Annotated in this window: 4 protein-coding genes and 3 pseudogenes; 2 read left to right on the top strand and 5 right to left on the bottom strand. The window is 35.9% G+C overall.

Annotated features, from left to right (window positions below):
- Positions 1-168: 168 nt before the first annotated feature.
- The 4 genes and pseudogenes from ACVBAX_RS24640 to ACVBAX_RS24625 all read right to left on the bottom strand — a co-directional run.
- Positions 169-1,452 (bottom strand): D-alanyl-D-alanine carboxypeptidase family protein, encoded by a 1,284-nt coding sequence (locus ACVBAX_RS24640; RefSeq protein ID WP_447119547.1) that lies wholly within the window; start codon positions 1,450-1,452, stop codon positions 169-171.
- Between the two features lie 122 nt (positions 1,453-1,574).
- Positions 1,575-1,810: pseudogene (locus ACVBAX_RS24635) on the bottom strand (cytochrome aa3 quinol oxidase subunit IV).
- Between the two features lies 1 nt (position 1,811).
- A pseudogene (locus ACVBAX_RS24630) lies at positions 1,812-2,407 on the bottom strand (cytochrome c oxidase subunit 3).
- A pseudogene (locus ACVBAX_RS24625) lies at positions 2,407-3,211 on the bottom strand (cbb3-type cytochrome c oxidase subunit I); the annotation flags it as partial. The pseudogenes ACVBAX_RS24630 and ACVBAX_RS24625, both read right to left, overlap by 1 nt.
- A gap of 536 nt (positions 3,212-3,747) precedes the next feature.
- Between ACVBAX_RS24625 and ACVBAX_RS24620 the strand changes: the two are divergent.
- The gene (locus ACVBAX_RS24620) at positions 3,748-4,260 is read left to right on the top strand and encodes a hypothetical protein (RefSeq protein ID WP_447119545.1); all 513 of its coding nucleotides are present in this window, start codon (positions 3,748-3,750) and stop codon (positions 4,258-4,260) included.
- 297 nt (positions 4,261-4,557) lie between these two features.
- On the opposite strand, the gene ACVBAX_RS24615 is transcribed toward ACVBAX_RS24620, so the two are convergent.
- Complete coding sequence (locus ACVBAX_RS24615) at positions 4,558-5,151, bottom strand: cell wall hydrolase (protein WP_377058885.1); 594 nt, start codon at positions 5,149-5,151, stop codon at positions 4,558-4,560.
- Positions 5,152-5,834: 683 nt separating this feature from the next.
- On the opposite strand from ACVBAX_RS24615, the gene ACVBAX_RS24610 reads away from it, so the two are divergent.
- Positions 5,835-7,847: a LysM peptidoglycan-binding domain-containing protein gene (locus ACVBAX_RS24610; RefSeq protein ID WP_447119542.1), complete on the top strand. Its 2,013-nt coding sequence runs from the start codon at positions 5,835-5,837 to the stop codon at positions 7,845-7,847.
- The last annotated feature ends 160 nt before the right edge of the window (positions 7,848-8,007 follow it).

The following is an 8,007-nucleotide window of genomic DNA, read 5'->3' as shown; positions in this document are numbered from 1 at the left end:
GTCTAGGGCTTCCTTCAGATTCCTCGTCACCACGGACACCCTTGCCTTCGACTAATGGTTCGCATATCCCAACGCCCATAGCGGACTCTCACCGCCAAGTTGATGAACATGCCTGGCACACTAAATATGGCTTCCTTGTAAGATCCAGGAAGCCAAACATTTATTACGTTAAAATAACCCTTTTACTGATGTTGACACATTGTTGAAAAAAGCACCAAAAAATCCTCTTATTCCACTCAACGCTAACACAAACCAATTGGTTTTTTCAACATCTTCTGCTGCAACTACATCCACTTTCAATTGATTTTCATCTTCACTAGTTAAATACCTAACAGGCACATTACTTTTAGTTTCGATGGTTACATATCCAATCCTATCACCCTTTTTAATAGGGGCAGTTAGATTTCCCTGTTCGTCTAATTTTCCTTTATCAAGGACAAGCTTTGGTACATATTGGTCTTCCTCACCCTTTATAATTGGGAGAGTGATTTCGTCAACTGTTTGAATTTTAACCTGGTCCTTTTTTCCTTTTGTCACTGGCACTGATTCTTGACCTTTTAATTTATAGTTTTTTTCAAATATTGTTTCTTTTTTAAAGTTATTAAAAGCAAAGTCTAGGATTTTTGTTGTTTCTGTAAAACGAGTATCTCTCGTATCCGCCTTCATTACCACTGAAATAAAGCGTTGATCCCCTCTTTTGGCTGTTGCAGTAAAGCCATATCCAGCAAAATCAGTAGAACCAGTTTTTAATCCGTCAACTCCTTCATAACCATAAACAAGACCTGGGAGCATGAAGTTGAAATTATCATAGGTTCTACCATCTCTAAATTCTAATCTTGGTTGACTCGCAGTATCTAATACCTTGGGATAATCTTTTAACAAACGATACGCTAACTTTGCAGTCGCTCTTGCAGACATAACATTTTCTTCATCACGGCCTCCTGCAGGATGATTCCCTAGCATAGTACTATTATTTAAGCCAGATGAGTTTACAAATTTATAGTCTTTCAGACCAAGTTCTTCGGCTTTCTTATTCATCATTTCAACAAAATTCTTCTCTGTACCACCAATCACTTCAGCAAGTGCAACTGTTGCTGCATTACCAGAAAAAATCGCCATTGCCTCATAGAGCTCTTTTACAGTATAAGTTTCACCTTGTGTGAGCCCCACATTAGATAATCCCGGAGCTGCTGAAAGCTTATGAACGTATTCATTTATCTCAACATTTTGGTCCCAAGAAATCATTCCTTGATCAATTGCCTCTAGAACGAGGTATTCAGTCATCATTTTCGACATGGATGCTATTCCTAGAACAGCATCTGCATTTTTTTCATATAATACTATACCGGTTTCTGCATCTACTAGAATAGCGGCTTCTACCTTTAAATCCAACTTATCTTCAGCTGCTTCTGATTTACTGCCGAAACCTGTAATTACTGTTGTTGAAACCATACTGAAAATGATAAGAAAAAGTGTAATTTTTTTAAAACCTTTCAAAGCAAACTTACCTCCAATATTCTTGCAATTGCTATATTTTCATCAATTTTTTTTTACATACCCGTTTATTATTAAAGTTACATATTCCAAACCATAGCTAGTAATGTACCAAAGATGGTAATTAAGGCAATAATTAATCCGTAGTATATATTTATATACATCGTACCTTTATCCTCTGTTTCACCAGCATGCATAAAAACAATACGTTGAAGACCTGCCTGTGCGAATGCCGTTAATAGAAGTACGGTCAAACCTACTACAAACGCATGTCAAAGAAATATACTCCAAGTTTCCGAGGGAATAATTCGGTCATATTACATCATTCCTTTCAAATAGATGAAACTGAAGATGAAGATCCATACTACATCTAGGAAGTGCCAGTAAAGTGAAAAGATAAACGCTTTATTCGTTGTTTGAGGAGTCAACCCAAATTTCTTCACTTGCATGATGATAAACCAAACCCAGAATAAAGTGAGTGTTACGTGTGCACCATGTGTTCCTAAGGTTGTTAATAGAATAGATGTAAACGCACTAGTTTGTATTCCGGCTCCTTCATGTATATTCGTTATGAATTCAAAAATTTTAACCCTCAAAAATCCTAAACCAAGAAGAAGGGTGTTAGAGAAAAACATTATCATTAAATTTTGCTTCCCCATTCTCATTGCGTGAATCCCAAGACCAACGGTGAAACTACTAGTTAACAGTAATAGTGTTTCAATAAGTACTGGACCAACTTGGAAAATCCTCAGCTCCAGTAGGACCGTTGCCTGTGGTTTACTAAGGTAAAATATGTAGCAAATAAAGTAGCGAAAAACATTAATTACGCCCCAAGGAAAATCTAGAAACCTAGTATATTTATTTCGTTTTGTTCCGTGCTATATTCAAGTGGTAGTGATTGTTCAATTTTCATTAATTATCACCTCTTATTTTTGTTTCTGTCCCATGAATTTCTTCAACAGAGATGTAATAACCATGATCCTGTTCAAATGAGCGATGAGCCATACAGGCTAGAATTCCAATCGTTGAAAGAATAGCAGGCATCCATAAACAAAATACTAAAGAAAATCCCCAAACGAAGAAGATACATATGAACAATTCTTTCATTTAGCATGAAACCAAACATTTTTGGCCAGTAGTACGTTAGACCGGCAAGCATAGCAAAAACAACTCCAGGAATTATCACGTTGTGAAAGTGGGCGAATAGGAACATTGTATTGTTATATTGGTAGTCAGCAGCTGACATCGCAAGCATAACTCCGGTAACTCCTCCCAACGTAAAGAGCGGAATGAATAATAGAGCATAAAGCATTGGGGTATTAAATTCTATTTTCCCTTTCCAAAGAGTTAACAGCCACTTAAATATTTTAACCCCTGTCGGGACGGCAATCGCCATGGTTGTAATTGAGAAAATACTGTTCGTTAATGCACCTTGCCCCATTGTAAAGAAATGGGGTGCCCATACTAAAAATGACATGATTAAAATAATGGCCATGGAAGCAACCATTGATTTATAACCATATAAATTACGCTGTGCAAAAGTTGAGATAACTTCACTATAAATACCAAAAGCAGGTATTAAAAAATAGACTTCAGGATGTCCCCAAACCTAGAACAGGTTCGCCCAAAGCATCCCCTTTCCCCCATTACCCAATGTAAAGAAGTTTGTTCCAAATAATCGGTCCATTGTTCCCATAGCAAGAGCTACTGTTAAAATTTCATGTAAATACTCCTTTCATAATCAATAATCGTAATTCATGCATTATAAGAGTTTTAATGTATAGATCTTACAATGAACTTCAGTTTGTTATACTATCATTCAAGTATTGAGAATTTGTGAAGAATTGAATTTGTCACAAATTCGACAATATTATTTAACACAAAAAAACAAACGAGCATTTAGGCTTGATACATGCCTCATTGCTCGTTTGTTTTTAAATTTTATATAAAGGGTATTTCAATTTTTTATATTGATTTTCTCGGTTTTTTTGAAAATTTCCATATAAAGTAGTTACAGGTTACTTAACTAATTGCAAGACAGCTTCACATTCTAACGCCCCATACAACATACTCCACAGCAAAAGGATGCATTCCTACATAAGTTTTCTCGTTTTTTTCTTAGATCGATAACTTCAATAAAGGCATAGGAATCCTTAACAAACTCAATTGGGATTATGTATATGAACAAAAATAAAAGTCCTTCATAGGCTATAGATGTATACCTATACATTAAATAATTGGAGGGGCTTAAAGTTGGTCATACCTGCGATCGATGTTCATTTAATAAACGAACATTTGACAACTCATGAAGGTGTTTTATATAAACTAAGAATTTACTATTACCAAACAAAGAATCCTAATTTAAAACAAATCATTCAAAAGCAATATATGGTTATGTTAGATCATGTCAGAGTAATGCTAGAACTCCTAGATCCAAATCGAACAAAAGAAGTAAAACTTGAACCTATTCAATTTGAAATAGTTCCATCCTCTCTTGAAGGATCTACTTCTGAACAAGATAGACCTATAGCTATTGAAGGAAGAGCTACCGCTCAAAATATGGCCAATATGAACTTCATGTCTGCGCTAATGATGAAGAATCCTAATGTAAAAGCAATCCACAAAGAAATGTCTTTACAACAGGGAAAGCTTCAAGACTTGTATTCGAATTTTCTCACTAGAGCGTTTAACCAAGAACCACCTATGTCTTCTAAAGAAGCACAGCAAAACATAATAAACCGTCACAAACATCTGCTAATGGATTAATAAATCTTGATAAGTTAAGACCACTTATCCTTTACTCCCTTTTATCTAGGGAGTGCCTCTTACTTTATATTTCCAACACATAGTCACCAATTAAGTTAAAGTTATATAAAAAGTCAAAAAAGTATAAAGGATTAAGTTAGAATACGGTTAGCCAAAAGAGGGCCAACCTATTTGATAGTATTTCGTATTTAAAGTAAAGGTAAATTTTATGTATTAAAAACTCGTGAATATAATGAAATGAATTTTTAAAAAGGGAACAATCTTTCAAGATTGTCCCCTTTTATACATACATTATTATTATCTTGCAAAAACATGATTTCCAATTCTAGTTGTCACAGGTCGAGATAAAATCCATGAATTTGTAGAAGTATCAGGATTATAGAAAAACAATGAGCCCCCACCTTTACCCATTAAGGCAATTGCTTCATTAACAGCTCTTTTGGATTCAGCATCAGCTGGCTTATTAATTTCACCGTTTGCTACAGGAGTAAACGCATAATATCCATTTGATATTTGATAAATAACTCCACGGACCGAATTAGGGAACTGGTCACTTTTTACACGGTTAAGAATGACAACCGCTACTGCCACTTTTCCAGCGTACGGTTCACCTACAGCCTCTGCACGAACTAAACGTGCCATTAAATCTTTATCTGCTGCTGAAATTGGAGAGTTTGGTAGTGTTATATTTTGTCCTGCAATAAGTGGCTTACTATTATTTGCACTCATTAAACTATTTAAAGGAATACCGAAACCTGTAGATATTTTCCAATATGTTTGACCAGATTTAACTGTATATGTTGTTGCAGCCTCAGTTTGATTTGTTAATGTAAATGATGAAATGGATAACATAAGTCCAGCTGCTACTATCAGTTTTTTAAATTTATTCAAGTCAATAACCTCCTAGTAGTCGTTTCTCTGTCTACTATTAGGCTATCAGATGTAACATTCCTATTGTTTGTACAAAAAATGGAAGTGGGCAATCTAGTCCATCCAAACCCAGGCTAGTAAAGTATTAATATATCCTTAGGAAATATTCTCCACATATTTATTTCCACCTAAAAGTTTGATATTTAGTATAATTTTGGTTTAAATTTTACAACTGTTGAAGAATTGTAACAACAGAATGTTATTATCGCCATCTTCATTGGCATTTGTCACCCTTCTTTACAAGTAACAATCGAACTTTCGACATTAACATTTTAATTTTTTCCTTTTAGAACCTCACCTTCAGACTGTTTCAAAGGACAGATTTGCAGGTGGGATCTTATGCCTTTTAAATACTTCTCCCCTATCTCCACAAATACAACAAATAGCTTTAGACGAATATTTTGATTAAGTAACTATATAAGCTCCTTCCTTAAAATAATTATGCTTCTCTCATAGGAATTAACCGAAGATACCTTTAGATATTGGTACGTTCATATTAATTAACTGCTATCTCTCAATCACTCTTATATTCGTACTGTTGGCTAAATTATTATTTGTGCTGAGAAATTCACTTAAAGAAGAATGAGTTGTGTAATTTTTTAAGAAACTATTTTAAATCACTATTTTAAGGAGCTGGAGACAGTATGGACAATTTTAAGAGGTATGAGATTAGGTTGATAAAAAGTGACGAGTACGAAATTGTTATTTACTTAGCCGATCACTTATCGGAATTTGCTAATGAATTAGGCACGTTACCTAGAGAAAGAAAAGATGTAGTTGCGCTAGCAAAACAGATTATTGGAGAACGCTACCCTAATATCAAGGTTACGATGGTAAAAGTTATCATTGGTGGAATTGCAGTTACATCTCTTCCTTTAATGGGTGGGGATGAATCTTCTGTACAAGCAGCCACTTCTACAGCATCCACTAATCAAGTATCACAAGATGGCTCGATATATTATCAGGTTAATTCTGGTGACACCCTTTGGAGTGTATCGAGGAATTTTAATACAACGGTTAATAATATTAAACGAGCAAACAGTTTAACTTCTGATATCTTACAACTTAATCAGAGACTGATTATTCCAAAAGCATTCCATAAAGTAGAAAAAGGTGACTATTTAACAGTACTTGCAAGAGACTACAGAACTACGGTTAATGCTATTAAGGAAGCCAATCGTTTAACTAGTGATAGTATCCAGCTTGGGCAAGTATTGATTATCCCAGTGTTGATTGAGGGACAAACTATACTTCAACCAACAACTTCGCCCCCTACACAACCCACACAAACAAATACGTATACTGTGGTCGCCGGTGACACTTTATATTCCATTGTTCAACGCTTTGGTACAACATTAGAAGCTATACGTGCTACAAATAATTTAACTACTGACTTGTTGACAATTGGACAAACCTTGACACTACCCCCAAACACACCTGCACCAACAGCACCTATCCCGGAACAGGTTACCAGGAATTATACGGTTGTGGGAGGAGACAGTTTATCCGTGATTGCAAAGCGTTTTGGAACGACAGTAGAGGCATTGCGAAGTGCTAACTACTTAACAACGGATTTATTAAAAATTGGGCAGGTCTTAGTCATACCTAGTAGGAATACAACAACTGAAATTCCAGCAGGTGCGAATGAACAAGCTACACCAACTGCCCCATCAACGTATACAGTAGTCGCAGGGGACAATTTATGGAATATCGCGCAACGATTTGGAACTACCGTCGCACTTATTAGAAGTACAAATAATCTAGGAACCGATTTATTGCGAATTGGGCAAATACTTAACATACCAACAAGAACAAACGAGACACAACCAACACCAAGTCTTGAACCTAATGAAACTAAAACGCCAACTCCGATTACTAATACCGAAGAACGAAATACGTTTACTTATTCTGTGAAATCAGGAGATACACTTTCTGTTATCGCCCAACGGTTTGGAGTATCAGTTGATAATATTCGTTCAACCAATAACTTGAACTCAGATATCTTACAGGTAGGACAAGCTTTAACCATACCAAACGGCATTAATGCACCAGCTCAAACTAGCGAAAATACATTGACCTATTTAACACACACTGTAGTATCAGGGGATAATATTTGGGACTTAAGTGTCCGTTACGGAATTCCACAGAGTGAACTTTTACGAGTAAATAATTTAACAATCAACAGTATGCTTACATTAGGACAGAGGCTTAAAATTCCAGTTCATAATATTGCCGTAAAACAGGTTGTAAGCGAAAAGCACGGTGAATATTTGGATTGGTGGACCGAGGCCCAGTATGTTTTCACTATCGGAAAAACAGTAAAGGTTACAGATTTGGCAACAGGGAAGTTTTTCAATATTACCCGCACTATTGGTGCAAACCATGCTGACAGTGAAACGCCTACCATTAATGACACTAACATTGCTAAGTCTATATGGGGAGGTTATTCATGGACACCTAGAGCTGTTATTCTCGAAATAGAAGGTAGAAAAATTGCTGCTAGCATGAGCTTTATGCCTCATGATCGTGAATATATCGCTAATAACGGTATAACCGGGCATTTCGATGTGTATTTTGGTAACTCTACACGTCACGTAGATGGGAAACCTGACGCCTCTCACCAAGCCCAGGTTGAGCGGGCAGCAGGCCAGAGATAAGTCCAAGAGCAGGACAGCTTGGCGAAGGAGTTCTTGGTATCCCAAGATATAATCAGTCAGTCATGTCAGAGTAAAATTATGTCTACATTAACCAAAACAGCTCTTCAGTAAGATTTTAACTAAGATGGTTTCTATTCTTACTGAAGAGCTATGTATGTAT

Source organism: Robertmurraya sp. GLU-23 (assembly GCF_052983275.1).
The sequence above is the reverse complement of the archived record's forward strand: the minus strand, read 5'-3'. Positions and strand labels throughout refer to the sequence as shown.

Coding starts and splice junctions, on each gene's coding strand:
- ACVBAX_RS24640 (WP_447119547.1), bottom strand. CDS start 1,452: ATGGTTTCAACAACAGTAATTACAGGTTTCGGCAGTAAATCAGAAGCA.
- ACVBAX_RS24610 (WP_447119542.1), top strand. CDS start 5,835: ATGGACAATTTTAAGAGGTATGAGATTAGGTTGATAAAAAGTGACGAG.